Origin of the sequence: Rhizobium sp. NFR03, assembly GCF_900111275.1 — a bacterium.
Lineage (GTDB): Bacteria > Pseudomonadota > Alphaproteobacteria > Rhizobiales > Rhizobiaceae > Ferranicluibacter.
This window is the reverse complement of record NZ_FOGR01000003.1, coordinates 499,131-516,010: the sequence shown is the minus strand read 5'-3', so window position 1 is coordinate 516,010 and position 16,880 is coordinate 499,131. Positions and strand designations below refer to the sequence as shown.

Here is a 16,880-nt window from a genome sequence, read left to right as displayed (position 1 = left end):
GCCTGTGCGCATCACTTTCGTTCAAGACGATGCTTGAGCTGACACCGTAAGACGCTTTCCGAACAGCGGAGACAGTGTCATGGCGAAAATACGGACAGATGAGGATGACGGCTTCCTGAACGGCATGCGGGCGATCACACCGCTGATCGTTGCCCTGATCCCCATCGGTCTGGTGTTCGGGTCGGTGGCTGCGACCAAGGGGCTCTCGCCGCTTGAAGCAACGCTGATGAGTGTGTTGGTCTTTGCCGGTGGATCGCAGTTCGTCGCCATGGATATCTGGAGCCATCCCGCATCCTGGAGCGCCGTTGGCGCCGCCGCCTTGCTCGTCAATATCCGGCATGTGCTGATGAGTGCGTCGCTCGGGCGCGGGATGCAGGGCTTCTCCCCGACCGGCCGAGGTGTTGCCATGCTGTTTCTGGCGGATGAGATCTGGGCAATGGCCGAGGTTCGCAGCCGGCTTGCGCCGCTGACACCCTCGTTTTTTGCCGGTCTTGTCGTCCCTTTTTATGGAGCATGGGTGCTTTCCACGCTTCTTGGCGCAACGGTGGGCGCATTCCTTGGCGATCCAAGGACGGTCGGGCTCGACTTTGCCTTTCCGGCCGTCTTCGTCGTGCTGGTCATCGGGTTCTGGAAAGACCGGCAGGCGGGTTTCACGCTTGCAGCGAGCGCGGCGGCGGCCTTGCTGGTGCACAGGTTCGTTCCCGGCGTCTGGTACATCGCTGTCGGCGCGGCTGCTGGCCTGGCTGTAGCCACCTTCATCGACGCGGGCGATGAGGCGGCTTCCTCATGACTTCGACTTTGGAAGCCGTTCCGTTCCTCGCTCTGAATGGCGCCACGCTATTGGCCATCACGGCAATGGCCGGAGCTACCGCGATGACGCGGCTCGCGGGGCTCGTGCTGATCGGTCATGTCGCGCTCCGCCCGCGTGTGCGCCGCGCCATGAGTGCCATTCCACCCGCCGTTCTCATGGCGGTGATCACGCCGACGGCATTCGCAACCGGGCCTTCGGAAACGGCTGCGACCATCGTCACCGCTGCCGCCGCAACACGGCTGCCACTGCTGGCCGCGGTCGCAACGGGGGTTTTCACCGTCGCGATGTTGCGGGCAGCCGGCATGTAGAACGCGGTGGGGGAACGCGCTGGTTCGCCCTTCAAAGCCCGATCAATGCTCCTCGTACTGCGTGAACGAGGGGTCGGCGAGGTCGGTGAAGCGGGTGTACTCGGACTGGAAGGCGAGCTTCACCGTGCCGGTCGGGCCGTGGCGCTGCTTGGCGATGATGACGTCGGCGGTGCCTTTCACCTTCTCGAAGGTCTGCTTCCATTCCTCGTATTTCGGGTCGAACTCGTCGCGGGGCTCCATGTTCTTCACGTAGTATTCCTCGCGGAACACGAAGAGCACAACGTCGGCGTCCTGCTCGATCGAGCCCGATTCGCGAAGGTCGGAAAGCTGCGGACGCTTGTCTTCACGGCTTTCCACCGCACGCGAAAGCTGGGACAGCGCGATGATCGGAACGTTCAGCTCCTTGCCGAGCGCCTTCAGGCCCGTCGTGATCTGGGTGATTTCCTGCACGCGGTTCTCGCCGGATTTTCCGGCGCCGGTCATCAGCTGGATATAGTCCACCACGAGGCAGTCGAGGCCCCGCTGGCGCTTCAGGCGGCGTGCCCGGGCGGACAGCTGGGCAATCGAAATACCACCGGTCTGGTCGATATAGAGCGGCACCTTCTGCATCATCTGGGCGCAGGCGACCAGCTTCTCGAAGTCGTGCTCGGTGATCTCGCCGCGGCGGATCTTGGAGGAGGAGACTTCGGTCTGTTCGGAAATGATACGGGTCGCCAGCTGTTCGGACGACATTTCGAGCGAATAGAACCCGACGACGCCGCCATTCTTGGCCTTGTAGGAGCCATCGGCCTGGATCTCCGGCTCGTAGGAGGCGGCGATGTTATAGGCGATGTTGGTGGCGAGCGACGTCTTGCCCATGCCGGGGCGTCCGGCAAGCACGATCAAGTCCGAGCGCTGCAGGCCGCCCATCTTGCCGTCGAGCGAGTGAATGCCGGTGGAAATGCCCGACAGGTGCCCGTCGCGCTCGAAGGCCTGCCCCGCCATGTCGATGGCCAGCGCCACGGCGTCGTTGAACGCCTGGAAACCGCCATCGTAGCGGCCGGTCTCCGCCAGTTCGAACAGGCGCCGCTCGGCATCCTCGATCTGTCCCTGCGGCGGCATGTCCAGTGGTGCGTCGAAGGCGATGTTGACCATGTCCTCGCCGATGGTGATCAGCGAGCGGCGTAGCGCGAGATCGTAGATCGCCCGGCCGTAATCCTCTGCATTGATGATCGTCACGGCATTGGCGGCAAGCTGCGCGAGATATTGCGAGATCGTCATGTCGCCGACCTTCTGGTCGGGCGCGAGGAATGTCTTCACGGTCACGGGATGGGCGGTCTTGCCCATGCGGATGATGTCGCCGGCGACTTCGTAGATCTTGCGGTGCAGCGGTTCGTGCAGGTGCACCGGCTTCAGGAAGTCCGAGACGCGGTAGAAGGCGTCGTTGTTCACGAGAATAGCGCCGAGCAGGGCCTGTTCCGCCTCGATATTGCTCGGAGCTTCCCGGTACTGGGGTTCCATGGGCTGCTGGTTCATCGCCGCCACTCTGCGCGCTGCTTCATTCATCGTCATCTCTCGTCTTGGCCGCTTGAGGTCCTGTGATTGGCTGACCGTGGCACCGAGTCAAGCGGTGGGACGGCCTGTTACCGCTCTCCACAGCCAAAGGGAAGGTACGGTGGAAATCGGTCCCGCCTGCGCCATCTCTGCTTGACCGACCGCCATACACGCCGCGGCAGCGAATCGTTTCGGAAGGATACGCCAAACGCCAGCCGCATGAAACGCAGTGGACGGACATGACCATGGCTTGAAACCGGCGGCATTCTGTATTACTTCGACCGCACATAGTTAGCACACTACTAGTATGGAAAGAGTAGCAGTTGAACGATCTCGCAAATCGCGCCTTGTTCGACGCCTTGCAATCCGTGAACCGGAAGCTCCGCGCCGTCTTCGATGCAAAGGTCAGGGAACGCGGGCTCACGCTGTCGCGGGCGCGGGCGCTCTTCGTGCTGTCGCGCCGCGACGGGCTGAACCAGCGCGAGCTTGCCGAGGAGCTGGCGATCGAGACGCCGACGATCGTGCGCCTTCTGGACGGCATGGAGACGCAGGGCTTCATCGAGCGCCGGGTGGAAAAATCCGACCGGCGGGCCAAGCAGATCCACATGACGCCGATGGGGCGCGCGCTGGCAGAGGAGATAGAGGTCATCGCCTGCGGCATCCGCGCGGACCTTCTCTCAGGCGTCAGCCTCAAGGACAAGGAAACCGCGCTGGCTGTGATGACGGCCATGGCGGGCAACATGACACTGATCGGGCGGGAGAGCGTCTCGTGACCAGCACCAACACGCCCTTGCCGGAGAACCGGACGGCTCCCGAGCCCGATGCCATGGAGAGCACTCCGGTATCTACGCAACAGGCACCCACCCAACAGGCAACCGTGCCGCAGCCGGCCGTGCATATTTCGCGCCGCCGTGCCTCGCTGTACATGTTCACATCCGTGCTGATGTTCCTGACGCAGGGTCTCGGCATGAACCTGCTCAACGCCAATCTCTACCAGTTGCAGGGTGCCTTCTCCGCGACCGTCAACGAACTCGCCTGGCTGTCGGCGGCCTATATGGCGCCTTATGCCAGCCTGTCGGTGGCGCTCTTCAAAATCCGGACGCAATATGGCCTGCGCCGCTTCGCCGAGCTTGGCATTCTATGCTTCGTCTTTGCCGCCTTCGCCAATCTCTTCGTGTCGGATCTGCATTCGGCGCTGATCATCCGCTTCGTCAACGGCGTCGCCGCCGCGCCTTTGTCCACCATCGGCATTCTCTACATGCTGGAGGCCTTCCCACCGGCGAAGAAGCTGTCCATGGGCCTCAGCCTCGCGGTCATGAACACGCTGCTGTCCGCGCCGCTCGCCCGCATCATATCGCCCGCTTTGATGGAGTATGGCGGCTGGCGCGCGCTTTATACGTTCGAGGTGGCGCTGGCGCTGATCGCTCTTCCCTTCATCTACCTGCTGCCCGTCACCGCGCCGCCACGCGCCAAGGTCATCCAGACGCTCGATATCTTAAGCTATCTGATCCTTGCCGGTGGCTTCGGCTGTCTCGCCATCATTCTGTCGCTCGGGCGCTTCTACTGGTGGTTCGAGGCGCCCTGGCTCGGCGTCCTGCTGGCCTCTGCCATCGGCCTCCTCTCGCTCTTCGTCGCTATCGAGATCAACCGGTCACAGCCCATGCTCGACCTGCGCTGGATCTTTTCCTGGCCGAATATCCACATGGCCGGCGTCCTCATCCTGTTTCGCACCGTCTCGTCGGAGCAGACGGCGACCGTGTCGGGCTTCTACCAGCAGATCGGCCTCCTGAACGACCAGACGATGTTTCTATACCTGATCGTGCTTGCAGCTTCGGTCGCGGCCGGGCTGTTCTGCACCTTCCTCATGGTGAAGAAACAGCTCGATCTCGCCCATGTCATCGCGCTGGTCCTCATCGGTGCGGGAGCGTGGCTCGACAGCCAGTCGACCAATCTCACGCGGCCCGAGCAGATGTATGTCAGCCAGGCGCTGGTCGCGGCGGGGGCGGCAATGTTCCTGCCGCCGGTGATGACGACGGGCTTCGGGGCGGCGCTCGCCAAGGGGCCGATCTACGTGGTCAACTTCATCGTGATCTTCCTTTTCACCCAGAGCCTCGGCAGCCTGATGGCCTCTGCCGCCCTCGGCACCTTCGTCACCATCCGCGAGAAATTCCACTCCAACCTGCTGGCCGAGCAGATCATGCTGTCCGACCCGCTGGTCGCCAATCGCGTGACGCAACTCGCCGGCTCCTATGGCAAGGTCATCACCGACAAGACGCTGCTGAATGCCGAAGGTTTGCAGCTCCTGACGCAGCAGGTCAGCCGCGAGGCCTATGTGCTTGCCTATAACGATGCATTCTTCATCATCTTCATCGGCTGCGCGATCTCGCTGGCCATTCTCTTCGGTCACCTGATCTGGCGTCGCCTCGTCGCATCTCCCGACCCGTCAGCCGTTCCCGCCTGATGCCACCATTCTTTCATTGAAGCCGTCTTCAAGCAGAGTCCGCCATGTCCAAGCTCACCCGCTCTCCCGTTACCATCCTCGTCCTTCTCGCTGGCGTCATCGGCGTCTTGCTCGTGCTCTATGCGTGGCGACTTCCGCCTTTCGTTACCTCGGTGGAAACCACCGACAACGCCTATGTGAAGGGCTACGTCACCATCATGAGCCCGCAGGTCGCGGGCTATGTGGTGGAGGTTCCCGTTCGCGACTATCAGGCGGTGAAGGAGGGCGACGTGCTTGCCCGCATCGACGAGCGGATTTACCAGCAGAAGGTGGCGCAGGCCCGCGCGACGCTCGCCGGGCAGAAGGCGGCTCTCGACAATTCGCGCCAGCAGGAAGCCTCAGCCAAAGCCAGCATCGCCTCCAGCGAGGCGCAGGTTCTCGGTGCGAAGGCAGCGTTGCGCCGGGCGGAACTCGCCTCCGAGCGCGTGAGCCAGCTTGCGGCCCGCAGCGTCGCGTCCACCAGCGAGGTCGAATCGGCGCAGGCGACGTTCGAGCAGGCCAAGGCGGCGGAGGCTCAGGCCGAGGCTGCGGTCGAGGTCAACCGCCAGTCGCTCGCCACCATCATCGTCAATCGCGGTTCCCTGCAGGCAGCCGTGGCCGGCGCAGAGGCGTCCGTCGAGCTCGCGGAGATCGATCTCGCCAATACCGCCATCCGTGCGCCGCGCGACGGGCATCTGGGCGAAGTCGGCGTGCGCCTGGGGCAGTATGTGACGGCCGGCACGCAGTTGATGTCGGTGGTGCCGGGTGAATTGTGGGTGGTCGCCAACTACAAGGAAACGCAGCTCGACGGCATGAAGGTCGGCCAGCCCGTCACCTTCACGGTGGATGCACTGGAGCACCAGAAGCTGACCGGCCACGTGCAGCGCTTCTCGCCGGCAACGGGCTCCGAGTTCAGCGTCATCCGCCCCGACAACGCCACCGGCAATTTTACCAAGATCGCCCAGCGCGTCGGTGTCCGCATCTCCATCGATCCGGACCAGCCCGCCGCCGAACGGCTCGCACCGGGCCTTTCGGTCGTCGTGCGCATCGACAAGTCGCTCGATCCCGACGCAAAGATCGCCGACGCCGAGTAACGGCACAGAATGTTGGGTTTCAAACGACAAAGGCCCCGGAGCGGCGAACGCTCCGGGGCCTTTGTCGTCAATCGATCGCGACGGCTTATTCTTCGTCGTTGTCGAATTCGGCTTCCGGGTTGAAGAAGTCTTCCGGACGCAGGGCATCTTCGTCGACGCCGTAGATAGCATCGGCGGAGTTGAGGTTTTCGCCCTTGGCCTGGCGCTCGGCTTCATCGGCCGAACGGGCAACGTTCATCGTAACCGTGATTTCGACTTCGGCATGCAGGTGGATCTTCACCGCGTGCAGGCCGATCGACTTGATCGGGTTGTTCAGATCGACCTGGTTACGGCCGACGTTGAAGCCTTCGGCAGCAAGCACTTCGGCAACGTCGCGAGCCGCGACAGAACCGTAGAGCTGGCCGGTTTCGCCGGCGGAGCGAACGACGTTGAAGCTCTTGCCGTCGAGCTGTTCGGCAACCGTCTGGGCTTCCGATTTGCGCTCGAGGTTGCGGGCTTCGAGCGTTGCGCGCTCGCTTTCGAAACGGGCCTTGTTGGCAGCGTTGGCGCGCAGCGCCTTGCCGAGCGGCAGCAGGTAGTTACGGGCAAAGCCGTCCTTGACCTTGACCGTTTCGCCCATCTGGCCGAGCTTGGCGACGCGTTCGAGAAGAATGACATCCATTGTATTGTCCTTTCAGGTATCGGTTGTCTGGAATGGTTATTCAGGCGTCTTTCCCGTCGGCTTCTGCCCAGGTGTTTTCTGGGCGGGAGACAGCGCGATCGCTCGGCGTGTATCCATGAGGCCGGACAGGAGGAAGAAGAAAGCGGGAATGGTGAACAGCAGCACCGAGAGGTAGCCGAGCCAAAGGACCGGCAGCCGCCAGGACTTGCCCCGGGTGCGGAAGTGGAAGACGGCGAAGCCCGAGAGCAGGAAGCCGGCGCCGAACGTGCCGCAGACGAGAGCGCCCACAGCACCCGCCGCACCGCCGGCAAATGTCAGCACCAGCCCGCCGAGAAAGGCGAAGATGGCGAAGCGATGCATCCGCAACGTCGACGGGATATCCTCGCGGGGACGCAGGCTACGACCGGAGATCTGCACGATCCGTGTTGCGGTGTAATAGGCTGCAAACAGCATCAGCACCCAGAGCGCGCCCTGAACCATCGGAAGCGCGACGCTGAACACCGCCTTGATCTGCGCGAGAGCGGCGGGATCCGGATTGTAGGTCGGCTCCTGGCTCTTCAGCGCTTCAATGACGATATCGACCATGCCGGCCGCCGTTTCCGTGCTGTAGCCGAGCACGACGCCGATGATCAGCATGCCTCCGGCAACGAGCCCCGCCAGATGGGTCAGAATATCCGAGAGCGGATACCATGCCATGGCATCGTCAGGTCCGCCGATCTCGCTGGCCGGCCGCGCAAGGTTTGCCAGATGCGACAGCCATGCGGCGGGGATGAGCGTGACGACGAGGATGAGCAGGGCGAAATAGGGAGAGACGGCGACAGCCGCAAGGAAACCTGCAACGACGACCGCGACGATGGCCGCGACATTGCCCCAGCCAAGCCCTGCGATCAGGATCGGCAGCGCGGAGGCGGCATAGAGAACAATGGCGAGTGAGGAAGGCGTGGTTGCGCCGAACGACAGGAACGCGGCGGTAACGCCGGCCAGAATGCCGGTGAGCAACGATGTCCTGTCGATGGCTGTCACGTTTCGCTGTCCTGCTCTTCGGCAGTTAGAGGAGGGTCGATACCCGTCCCCAACATGGGTTTGATCGCTCGAAAACGATCGTTCCGATCCGCGCCCATCGCGGAAGGGAGAAGGCGGCCGATAGAGACCGGCCGCCTTCGTCAATCAGAGCCTGACTTACGAGAGAACGTAGGGCAGGAGGCCGAGGAAGCGGGCGCGCTTGATGGCCTGGGCCAGTTCGCGCTGCTTCTTCTGGGAAACGGCGGTGATGCGCGAGGGTACGATCTTGCCACGCTCGGAAATGTAGCGCTGCAGGAGGCGTACGTCCTTGTAGTCGATCCGCGGAGCGTTTGCGCCCGAGAAGGGGCACGTCTTGCGGCGGCGATGGAAGGGGCGGCGTGCCGGAGCGGAGGAGATATCAGCCATTGTCTATAATCCCTTCGAACTTAAACGCGGTCTTCGCGCGGACGGCGCGGACGATCTTCGCGGTCGCCATCACGGCGCGGACGGTCGCCGAAGCCCCGGTCCGGACGGTCGCCGTCACGGCGGGGACGGTCGTCGCGGTCACGCTTCTGCATCATGGCGGACGGGCCGTCTTCATGCTTTTCGACAGCGATGGTCATGTAACGAAGAACGTCTTCGTTGATGCGCATCTGGCGCTCGACTTCGTGGACGGCCGGTGCCGGAGCATCGATGTCCATGAGGACGTAGTGAGCCTTGCGGTTCTTGGCGATACGGTAGGTGAGGGACTTGAGGCCCCAGTTTTCCACCCGGCCGACCTTGCCGCCATTGGCTTCGATCACACCCTTGTACTGTTCGACGAGGGCTTCGACCTGCTGTGCGGACACGTCCTGGCGGGCCAGGAACACATGTTCATAGAGAGCCATGATTGGCTTACCTTTCTTGCGTTTAACGTCACCCGGCAACGGCGCTAAGCCTCAACGACTGTTCTTAAGGACGCGCGAGGCATCGGCAAGAAAGTGTTGTTTCGAGACGGTCGAGAGCGGAGACACGGGAGGCTGGATCCCTTCAGGATCCCGACAGGCACTACAAGAGCGCCGGCCCTCCGTTCAGCCACCAGCCAGATGGACCGGGTGTTTCGAACAGGGCGGCTTATACGCGGATTCTCCGGGATTGCAAGACCCGGAGCGCGAAACACCCGTATCGAGAGCGCGATATGCCGATCAGATCGGCATCGGATAGAGGCGGTGGATCCGGCGAATGCCGTTGACCAGTTCCGGTGTCAGCGCCAGATCGGCGGCGCCGAGATTGATGTCGAGCTGCTCCATCGTCGTCGCGCCGATGATGGCGGATGTCGTGAAGGGGCGCGAGAGCACGAAGGCGAGCGCCAGCTGAGACGGGTCGAGCCCGTGGTCGCGGGCAAGCGCCACATAGGCCTCGACCGCCGGCTCCTGATGTGGTGTGAAACGACCGCCAAGGTCGCCGTTGATCGACAGGCGGCTGCCATCCGGCCGCGATCCACCGATATATTTGCCGGACAGCAGCCCGGCGGCAAGCGGCGAATAGGCGAGAAGTCCGACCGATTCGTGATGCGACAGCTCGGCAAAATCGAGATCGTGCGGACGATAGAGAAGGTTGTACTCGTTCTGTACGGAGGCGACCCGTGGCAGGCCGTGGCGCTCGGCGAGATCGAGCAGCTTCTGGGTGCCCCACACCGTATCGTTGGACACGCCGACCGCCCGGATCTTCCCCGCTTTTACCTGCGTGTCGAGCGCATGCAGCAGCGCGCCGAGATCCTCGACCACCTTGTCGGTGTCCTGCTTGCTCGGATCGTAGCTCCAGGCATTGCGGAAGTGATAATGTCCACGGTTCGGCCAGTGCAGCTGGTAGAGGTCGACATGGTCGGTCTGCAATCGCTCAAGGCTGGCGTCGAGCGCCGTCACGATGCCGTCGGCCGTCATAGGGCCGCCGCCGCGAATGTAATTGCGGCCCGATCCGGCGATCTTGGTTGCGAGCACGATCCGGTCGCGGTTGCCGCGCTCCGCCAACCAGTTCCCGATGATCCGTTCGGTGCCGCCATAGGTCGCTTCCGAAAGGGGCGTCGTCGGGTAGAGTTCCGCCGTATCGATGAAGTTCACCCCGGCTTCGACAGAGGCGTCGAGCTGGGCGAAGGCCTCGTCCTGCGTGTTCTGCGATCCCCACGTCATGGTCCCCAGGCAAATGGTGGAGACCTCGATGCCGGTGCGGCCGAGTTGTTTATACTGCATGAAGGAATGACCTTGTCGAACGAGACCGGAGACCCGGTCCCTTGTGATCTATGAAGAGGGGTGATCCATGAAGAAGGGTGATCCACGAAAGAGGGTGATCCGCGAAAAATGCTCGCGCCCTGCTGCGACGCAACATAATCGGCATCGGCACAAGGTCAAGCGCTTCAGGGGACGCATCGGGGTCTCGCGAAGCCTTCACGAGGTCGTGCTTCCCCGCCGGCATTTCCCCTCGCTCCTTGACTCGCCCGCCCTTAATGTGAATGGAGAAGCCAAAAATTCAGGAGGTTCGTCATGGCGATCGCATTTACGTTTCCGGGACAGGGCAGCCAGGCGGTTGGCATGGGGCGCGATCTCGCGGAGGCTTTTCCAGAAGCGTCTGCCGTTTTCGCCGAGGTCGATGATGCTCTGGGCGAGAAGCTTTCGGATGTCATGTGGAACGGCCCGGAAGATCGGCTGACGCTGACGGCCAATGCCCAGCCGGCGCTGATGGCCGTCTCGGTCGCTGCCGTCAGGGTTCTGGAAGCTCGCGGGCTCGATCTTGCCAAGCATGTCCAGTTCGTTGCCGGTCACTCTCTCGGCGAATATTCGGCTCTCTGTGCTGCCGGCACCTTTTCTCTGGCCGATACCGCCCGCCTTCTGCGGATTCGCGGCAACGCTATGCAGGCGGCCGTGCCTGTGGGCGAGGGCGCAATGGCTGCGATCATCGGGCTCGATCATGACGCCGTCCAGGCGCTCTGCGCCGACATGTCGGAGATCGGCCCGTGCCAGATCGCCAACGACAATGGCGGCGGGCAGATCGTGATTTCCGGCGACAGGCAGGCCGTGGAAAAGGCCGCAAAGCAGGCCAGCGAGAACGGTGCGAAGCGTGCCATCATTCTGCCTGTATCCGCGCCGTTTCATTCTGCTTTGATGGCGCCTGCGGCGGATGCCATGCGGCAGGCGCTGGCAACCGTGGAACGCCACGATCCTGTCGTGCCTTTGATAGCCAACGTCCGTGCCGCTCCCGTCACCTCGGCCGACGAGATCGTCGATCTCTTGGTCGAGCAGGTCACGGGGCAGGTGCGCTGGCGCGAAACCGTGGAGTGGTTCGGTGCAAACGGGGTCACGACGCTTTACGAGGTCGGCTCCGGCAAGGTCCTGACCGGGCTTGCGCGCCGCATCGACAAATCCGTCACGGGGCTCGCGGTCAATTCGCCGGCCGATATCGAAGCCGTTCTCGCAGCCGTACTGTAAACGCTCGCGGTTGCGGGCAATTGATCTCGAACTGCGGCTGGATGGTCGCCTCGGGAACCGAAGATAAAGGAAGATGATCATGCTCGACCTGACAGGCCGCAAAGCCCTGGTGACCGGTGCCTCCGGCGGCATCGGCGAAGAGATCGCCCGTATCCTGCACGCGCAGGGCGCGACCGTCGGTCTGCACGGCACGCGCGTCGAAAAGCTCGAAGAACTCGGCAATGCGCTCGGCGAGCGCGTGCACCTGTTCCCGGCCAACCTGTCGGACCGCGACGCCGTGAAGGCGCTGGGGGAGAAGGCCGAAAGCGAACTCGGCGGCGTCGATATTCTCGTCAACAATGCCGGTATCACCAAGGACGGTCTTTTCGTCCGTATGAGCGATGCCGACTGGGACGCCGTGCTGGAAGTCAATCTGACCGCCGTGTTCCGGCTGACCCGAGAGTTGACCCATCCGATGATGCGCCGCCGCCATGGCCGCATCATCAACATCACCTCCATCGTCGGCGTCACGGGTAATCCCGGGCAGGCCAATTACTGCGCCGCCAAGGCCGGCATGATCGGCTTTTCAAAATCGCTCGCACAGGAAATCGCGACCCGCAACGTAACGGTCAACTGCGTCGCGCCGGGTTTCATCGAAAGCGCGATGACGGGTAAGCTGAACGACAAGCAGAAAGACGCGATCATGGGCGCCATCCCCATGAAGCGCATGGGTACCGGTGCGGAAGTGGCAAGCGCCGTTGCCTATCTCGCATCCAACGAGGCGGCCTACGTCACGGGCCAGACGATCCACGTCAATGGCGGCATGGCGATGATCTGAGTCGGGTGCAGGGAGGCCGTTCGCAAGCGGCAGGATTGGTCCTAAATGCTTGTTGAGCAAGGGTTGCCGCCCCAAATTCGGACTTTGCGCGGCCGTTAAACCGTGTTAATCGGGCCGTAGTGGTCTGGACGGCATGGAGCTTTCGCCCTTCGCCGGACGGTCCGAACGGATCATGGAGAAGACGCGGATGCCGGCTTGCCGGCGCCCGTCCGGGCTCTCCCGGTTTGAAAGATTGCCGGTTGAACCGCAGTGGTTTAACAGGCTTTGGCAAGGGAGCGCTTTCGGGCGTCCCTGATAAAGAGAAAACGAAGGTCGAGGAATCCGACATGAGCGACATCGCAGAACGCGTAAAGAAAATTGTCATTGATCATCTTGGCGTCGATGCCGAAAAGGTAACTGAAGGCGCAAGCTTCATCGACGATCTCGGCGCGGACTCGCTCGACACGGTCGAACTGGTCATGGCCTTCGAAGAAGAATTCGGCGTTGAAATTCCTGACGACGCTGCCGATTCGATCCTGACCGTCGGCGACGCCGTCAAGTTCATCGAAAAGGCCCAGGCTTAATCGCCACGGGATGTTTGCCCCGGCCTGATGTGCCGGGTGCGATCAAGCGGGTTGCGGCGGGCGCGAAAGCAGCCCGCCCACCAACGTCCGGTGAAACCGGTTCGGGCATTGCTTGAACGACCGGCCTGTTCTCCGGGCTCGGAGACGCCCTTCAGCGGCAAGCCGCTGCACACAGGGCAGACGCGACGAGGTCCCGCCGCGGGATCGGCTCCGTCGACCGGCAGCGCTCGTCCGCGCCGGAGCATATCGAGACTTACGAGGATGGATCGCGGTTCATGAGACGTGTCGTTATCACCGGTACCGGCATGGTATCGCCGTTGGGTTGCGGAACGGAAGCAAGCTGGGCGAGACTGATTGCCGGCGAGAATGCTGCCCGCACCGTCACCGAATTCGACGTTTCGGACCTCCCGGCCAAGATCGCCTGCCGCATTCCCTTTGGCGATGGTTCCAACGGCACGTTCAATGCCGATGACTGGATGGAGCCGAAAGAGCAGCGCAAGGTCGATCCCTTCATCATCTACGCCATGGCTGCGGCCGATATGGCGCTGAACGACGCGGACTGGCACCCCAAGACCGACGACGACCAGATCGCCACCGGCGTGATGATCGGCTCCGGCATCGGTGGTCTCGAAGGCATTGTCGAGGGCGGCTATACGCTGCGCGACAAAGGCCCCCGCCGCGTGTCCCCCTTCTTCATTCCCGGCCGCCTGATCAATCTGGCTTCCGGCCAGGTTTCTATCCGCCACAAGCTGCGCGGTCCCAATCACTCGGTCGTGACCGCCTGTTCGACCGGAGCGCACGCCATCGGCGATGCCTCCCGGCTGATCGCGCTCGGCGATGCCGACGTCATGGTGGCCGGCGGTACGGAATCGCCGATCTCCCGCATCGCGCTGGCCGGCTTTGCCGCCTGCAAGGCGCTCTCGACACAGCACAACGACGATCCGACCAAGGCCTCCCGCCCCTATGACAAGGACCGCGACGGCTTCGTCATGGGCGAGGGTGCCGGCATCGTCGTTCTGGAAGAGCTTGAACATGCCAAGGCACGCGGCGCGAAGATTTATGCCGAAATCGTCGGCTACGGCCTTTCGGGCGATGCGTTCCACATCACCGCGCCATCCGAAGACGGCGACGGGGCCTATCGCTGCATGAAGATGGCGCTGAAGCGCGCTGGTCTGCAGCCCTCCGACATCGACTACATCAACGCCCATGGCACATCGACCATGGCGGATACGATCGAGCTCGGCGCCGTCGAGCGGGTCGTCGGCGAGAGCGCGTCCGGCATATCGATGTCCTCCACGAAATCGGCAATCGGGCATCTGCTGGGTGCGGCGGGCTCCGTCGAGGCAATCTTCTGCGCGCTCGCCATTCGCGACAATATCGCGCCGCCGACGCTCAATCTCGATAACCCTTCCGTCGAGACGGCCATCGATCTCGTGCCTCACAAGGCGCGCAAGAAGACGATCGACGTCGCGCTTTCGAATTCCTTCGGTTTCGGCGGCACCAATGCCACGCTGGTCATCCAGCGTTACGCCTGAGGCCCTCGCGCAGACGTGATCGCAGACCCATGGCGCAGACCGGACGATATTGTTCGGTCGGCATGGGGCGGTCCTGTTTTTCGCCGCATTGCTCATCTCAAAGCACCTTGCTGATCCACCCACGGCAGAGCATCTTCGGCGGCCTGGTTTTCTCTGGAGGATCGCCGGGGTGAAGCGACTGCATGTCGGTGTCGTCTTTTGGCAAGAGACATGCTAGGGGTGGCCACGCTCGCGCAAGGCGGCTCCGTCAGGCTGGCGGCCTGTCCCGATCGTTTTTTCGCTGTCCCGAACCTCTTCCGGAGTTCGCATCGGGAAGCGGGGCGTGCAAGATGCGAACTCCGGATGCAGGACAGGCGTGAGCGACGGACAAGAAAACAGCACGGCTCCGAGCGGCCGGAACGACGGCGGCACCAAGGGGCCGATCATTCCGAAATCGCCGATCGAGGCTCTGCGACCGGAAAAGGTTCCGCAGCCGCCCAAGCGCTCGCGCAAGGCGCGCAGCCAGGTGGTGATCTTTCTCAATTTCCTCATGACGGTCATCGTCGTGCTGACGCTGGCGGCAGCCGGCACGGCCTATTACGCCATGACCTCTTACGAGGCACGGGGACCGCTCGTCGCCAACACCAATTTCATCGTGCGCAACGGCGCCGGCATTGCCGAGATCGCCTCGAGCCTCGAACGCAACCAGATCGTTTCCGACGGCCGCGTCTTCCGCTTCATGTCGGAAGCCTATCTGGATGACGAGACGCTGAAGGCCGGTGAGTACGAGATCAAGGCCGGCGCCTCGATGCAGGAGATCATGGAACTCCTGAAATCCGGCAAGTCGATCCTCTATTCGGCCTCGCTGCCTGAAGGGCTCACCGTCAAGCAGATGTTCCGCAAGCTGCAGGACGATCCCATTCTCGAAGGCGACCTGCCGGCGAGCCTTCCGGAGGAGGGCACATTGCGGCCGGATACCTACAAGTTCTCACGCGGAACCAAGCGCGCGGAGATCGTCGCGCAGGCCACGGCCGCGCAGAAGACCATCGTCGATCAGATCTGGGCGAAGCGCGACCCGAAGTTGCCGATCAAGACGCGGGAAGAGTTCGTGACGCTCGCCTCGATCGTGGAGAAGGAAACCGGCATCGCCGACGAGCGCTCGCGCGTCGCGTCGGTCTTCCTCAACCGTCTCGACAAGGGCATGCGCCTGCAGTCCGATCCGACGATCATCTACGGTATCTTCGGCGGCGAGGGGAAGCCGGCGGATCGCCCGATCCTGCGGTCCGACCTTGAGAAGAAGACGCCTTACAACACCTATGTCATCAAGGGTCTGCCGCCGACGCCGATTGCCAATCCGGGCCGGGCCGCGCTCGAAGCCGTCGCCAATCCCTCGCGCACCGCCGATCTCTACTTCGTGGCGGACGGTACGGGCGGGCATGTGTTTGCGACCACGCTCGACGATCACAACGCCAATGTCCGGCGCTGGCGCAAGCTGGAGGCGGAGAAGGCCAGCGCCGCGAAGGCGGCAGGTGGGGCAGCCCCGCCGGCAGACGCTGTCGAGGCGCCCGTCCAGAACTGACGACAGGCGCGTCTCGTGAGACGCATATGGCAGCCGGGCCCGGTACGTCACCTTGTGGATGACGCGCCGGGCCCGGTCCTGCTTTCGCAATAGACCTTGCAGGTGCGGTCGCTGCGGTCTTAAACAGGACGCTCGCTCATCCCCGAGGCGTTTCCCCAGGAGTTGCCCATGCCCTTGCAGTCCATGACCGGATTTGCCCGCCGGGAGGGTACGTCCGGTCGCAGTCGCTGGGCCTGGGAACTGCGCTCGGTCAACGGCAAGGGGCTCGACGTCAAGCTGCGCCTGCCGGGTGGGCTCGAAGCGCTGGATGCCGATATCCGAAGACGCATTGCCACGCGCTTTTCGCGTGGCAATATGCAGGTCGGCCTCAGCCTCAATGCCGGGGAAACGCAGATCCAGACGACCATCAACCAGACGGCGCTCGCCTCCGTCCTGTCGCTGCGCGAGCAGCTGCGCGACGTGATCGATCCCGCGCCGCTGAAGCTCGATACGCTGCTCGCCATCCGGGGCGTCATCGATTTCAAGGAGCCGGAAGAGACCGACGCGGACAAAGCGGCACGGGAAACGGCCGTCCTTGAAGGCCTCGACAAGGCGCTTGCGGATCTCGCCGCCATGCGTGAAAGCGAAGGTGCTGCGCTCGAACAGGTGCTCTTACGAGAAATCGGCGAGATGGAAATGCTGCTGACCACGATCGAAGCCGATCCGTCACGCGCGCCCTCCGCTATCGCCGCGAAGCTCGTCCAGCAGATCGACTGGTTGACGAACCACGCCACAACGCTCGACCGCGACCGCCTGCATGCGGAAACGGCGCTGCTCGCCGCCAAGGCGGATGTGCGCGAAGAGATCGATCGGCTGCGGGCGCACATCGCCGCTGCCCGCGTCCTACTGTCGAAAGGCGGCCCGATTGGCCGCAAGCTCGACTTTCTCTGCCAGGAATTTAACCGGGAAACCAATACGATCTGTTCGAAGTCGACCTCCGCCGCCGTCACGGCCGCAGGCGTCGATCTCAAGGTCGTCATCGACCAGTTCCGTGAACAGGTCCAGAATCTGGAGTAATG

At 63.0% G+C, this 16,880-nt stretch carries 17 protein-coding genes; 11 read left to right on the top strand and 6 right to left on the bottom strand.

Annotation, left to right across the window (positions count from 1 at the left end):
- Positions 1-79: 79 nt before the first annotated feature.
- The gene (locus tag BSG19_RS12185) at positions 80-790 is read left to right on the top strand and encodes an AzlC family ABC transporter permease (protein WP_244529215.1); all 711 of its coding nucleotides are present in this window, start codon (positions 80-82) and stop codon (positions 788-790) included.
- Positions 787-1,119, top strand: coding sequence for an AzlD family protein (locus BSG19_RS12180; RefSeq protein ID WP_092988125.1), 333 nt, complete (start codon positions 787-789; stop codon positions 1,117-1,119). Before BSG19_RS12185 ends, BSG19_RS12180 begins: the two co-directional genes overlap by 4 nt.
- A 42-nt stretch (positions 1,120-1,161) precedes the next feature.
- On the opposite strand, the gene BSG19_RS12175 is transcribed toward BSG19_RS12180, so the two are convergent.
- Positions 1,162-2,664: a replicative DNA helicase gene (locus BSG19_RS12175; protein ID WP_062600827.1), complete on the bottom strand. Its 1,503-nt coding sequence runs from the start codon at positions 2,662-2,664 to the stop codon at positions 1,162-1,164.
- A 311-nt stretch (positions 2,665-2,975) separates the two neighbouring features.
- On the opposite strand from BSG19_RS12175, the gene BSG19_RS12170 reads away from it, so the two are divergent.
- The 3 genes from BSG19_RS12170 to BSG19_RS12160 all read left to right on the top strand — a co-directional run bounded on the left by BSG19_RS12170 (position 2,976) and on the right by BSG19_RS12160 (position 6,225).
- The gene (locus BSG19_RS12170; protein ID WP_092988123.1) at positions 2,976-3,425 is read left to right on the top strand and encodes a MarR family winged helix-turn-helix transcriptional regulator; all 450 of its coding nucleotides are present in this window, start codon (positions 2,976-2,978) and stop codon (positions 3,423-3,425) included.
- Positions 3,426-3,577: 152 nt separating this feature from the next.
- Positions 3,578-5,113 (top strand): MFS transporter, encoded by a 1,536-nt coding sequence (locus tag BSG19_RS12165; RefSeq protein ID WP_244529241.1) that lies wholly within the window; start codon positions 3,578-3,580, stop codon positions 5,111-5,113.
- Between the two features lie 44 nt (positions 5,114-5,157).
- A complete protein-coding gene (locus BSG19_RS12160) occupies positions 5,158-6,225 on the top strand; it encodes an HlyD family secretion protein (RefSeq protein WP_092988121.1) in 1,068 nt (355 codons plus the stop codon).
- A gap of 85 nt (positions 6,226-6,310) precedes the next feature.
- Here BSG19_RS12160 and rplI read toward each other — a convergent pair whose 3' ends face one another.
- From rplI to BSG19_RS12135, 5 genes are all read right to left on the bottom strand, one after another.
- Positions 6,311-6,886, bottom strand: coding sequence for a 50S ribosomal protein L9 (rplI, locus tag BSG19_RS12155; RefSeq protein WP_092988119.1), 576 nt, complete (start codon positions 6,884-6,886; stop codon positions 6,311-6,313).
- A 36-nt stretch (positions 6,887-6,922) separates the two neighbouring features.
- Positions 6,923-7,909, bottom strand: coding sequence for a DUF2232 domain-containing protein (locus BSG19_RS12150; protein WP_092988117.1), 987 nt, complete (start codon positions 7,907-7,909; stop codon positions 6,923-6,925).
- A 156-nt stretch (positions 7,910-8,065) separates the two neighbouring features.
- Entirely contained in the window at positions 8,066-8,314 is a 249-nt protein-coding gene (gene rpsR / locus BSG19_RS12145; protein ID WP_062468866.1) for a 30S ribosomal protein S18, read from the bottom strand.
- 20 nt (positions 8,315-8,334) lie between these two features.
- Entirely contained in the window at positions 8,335-8,775 is a 441-nt protein-coding gene (gene rpsF, locus BSG19_RS12140; protein WP_092933040.1) for a 30S ribosomal protein S6, read from the bottom strand.
- Positions 8,776-9,072: 297 nt separating this feature from the next.
- Positions 9,073-10,116 (bottom strand): aldo/keto reductase, encoded by a 1,044-nt coding sequence (locus BSG19_RS12135; RefSeq protein WP_092988115.1) that lies wholly within the window; start codon positions 10,114-10,116, stop codon positions 9,073-9,075.
- Positions 10,117-10,407: 291 nt separating this feature from the next.
- On the opposite strand from BSG19_RS12135, the gene fabD reads away from it, so the two are divergent.
- The 6 genes from fabD (at position 10,408) to BSG19_RS12105 (ending at position 16,878) form a co-directional block, all read left to right on the top strand.
- Positions 10,408-11,349 (top strand): ACP S-malonyltransferase, encoded by a 942-nt coding sequence (gene fabD / locus BSG19_RS12130; RefSeq protein WP_092988113.1) that lies wholly within the window; start codon positions 10,408-10,410, stop codon positions 11,347-11,349.
- A 79-nt stretch (positions 11,350-11,428) separates the two neighbouring features.
- The gene (gene fabG, locus BSG19_RS12125) at positions 11,429-12,166 is read left to right on the top strand and encodes a 3-oxoacyl-[acyl-carrier-protein] reductase (RefSeq protein WP_062594962.1); all 738 of its coding nucleotides are present in this window, start codon (positions 11,429-11,431) and stop codon (positions 12,164-12,166) included.
- Positions 12,167-12,492: 326 nt separating this feature from the next.
- Positions 12,493-12,729, top strand: coding sequence for an acyl carrier protein (locus BSG19_RS12120; RefSeq protein WP_062468856.1), 237 nt, complete (start codon positions 12,493-12,495; stop codon positions 12,727-12,729).
- A gap of 275 nt (positions 12,730-13,004) precedes the next feature.
- Complete coding sequence (gene fabF / locus BSG19_RS12115; RefSeq protein WP_092988111.1) at positions 13,005-14,264, top strand: beta-ketoacyl-ACP synthase II; 1,260 nt, start codon at positions 13,005-13,007, stop codon at positions 14,262-14,264.
- Between the two features lie 355 nt (positions 14,265-14,619).
- Positions 14,620-15,822: an endolytic transglycosylase MltG gene (gene mltG / locus BSG19_RS12110; protein ID WP_092988109.1), complete on the top strand. Its 1,203-nt coding sequence runs from the start codon at positions 14,620-14,622 to the stop codon at positions 15,820-15,822.
- Positions 15,823-15,990: 168 nt separating this feature from the next.
- Positions 15,991-16,878 carry a YicC/YloC family endoribonuclease gene (locus BSG19_RS12105; protein ID WP_092988108.1) on the top strand — a complete coding sequence of 296 codons (888 nt, stop codon included), beginning with the start codon at positions 15,991-15,993 and terminating at the stop codon, positions 16,876-16,878.
- Positions 16,879-16,880 lie beyond the last annotated feature (2 nt).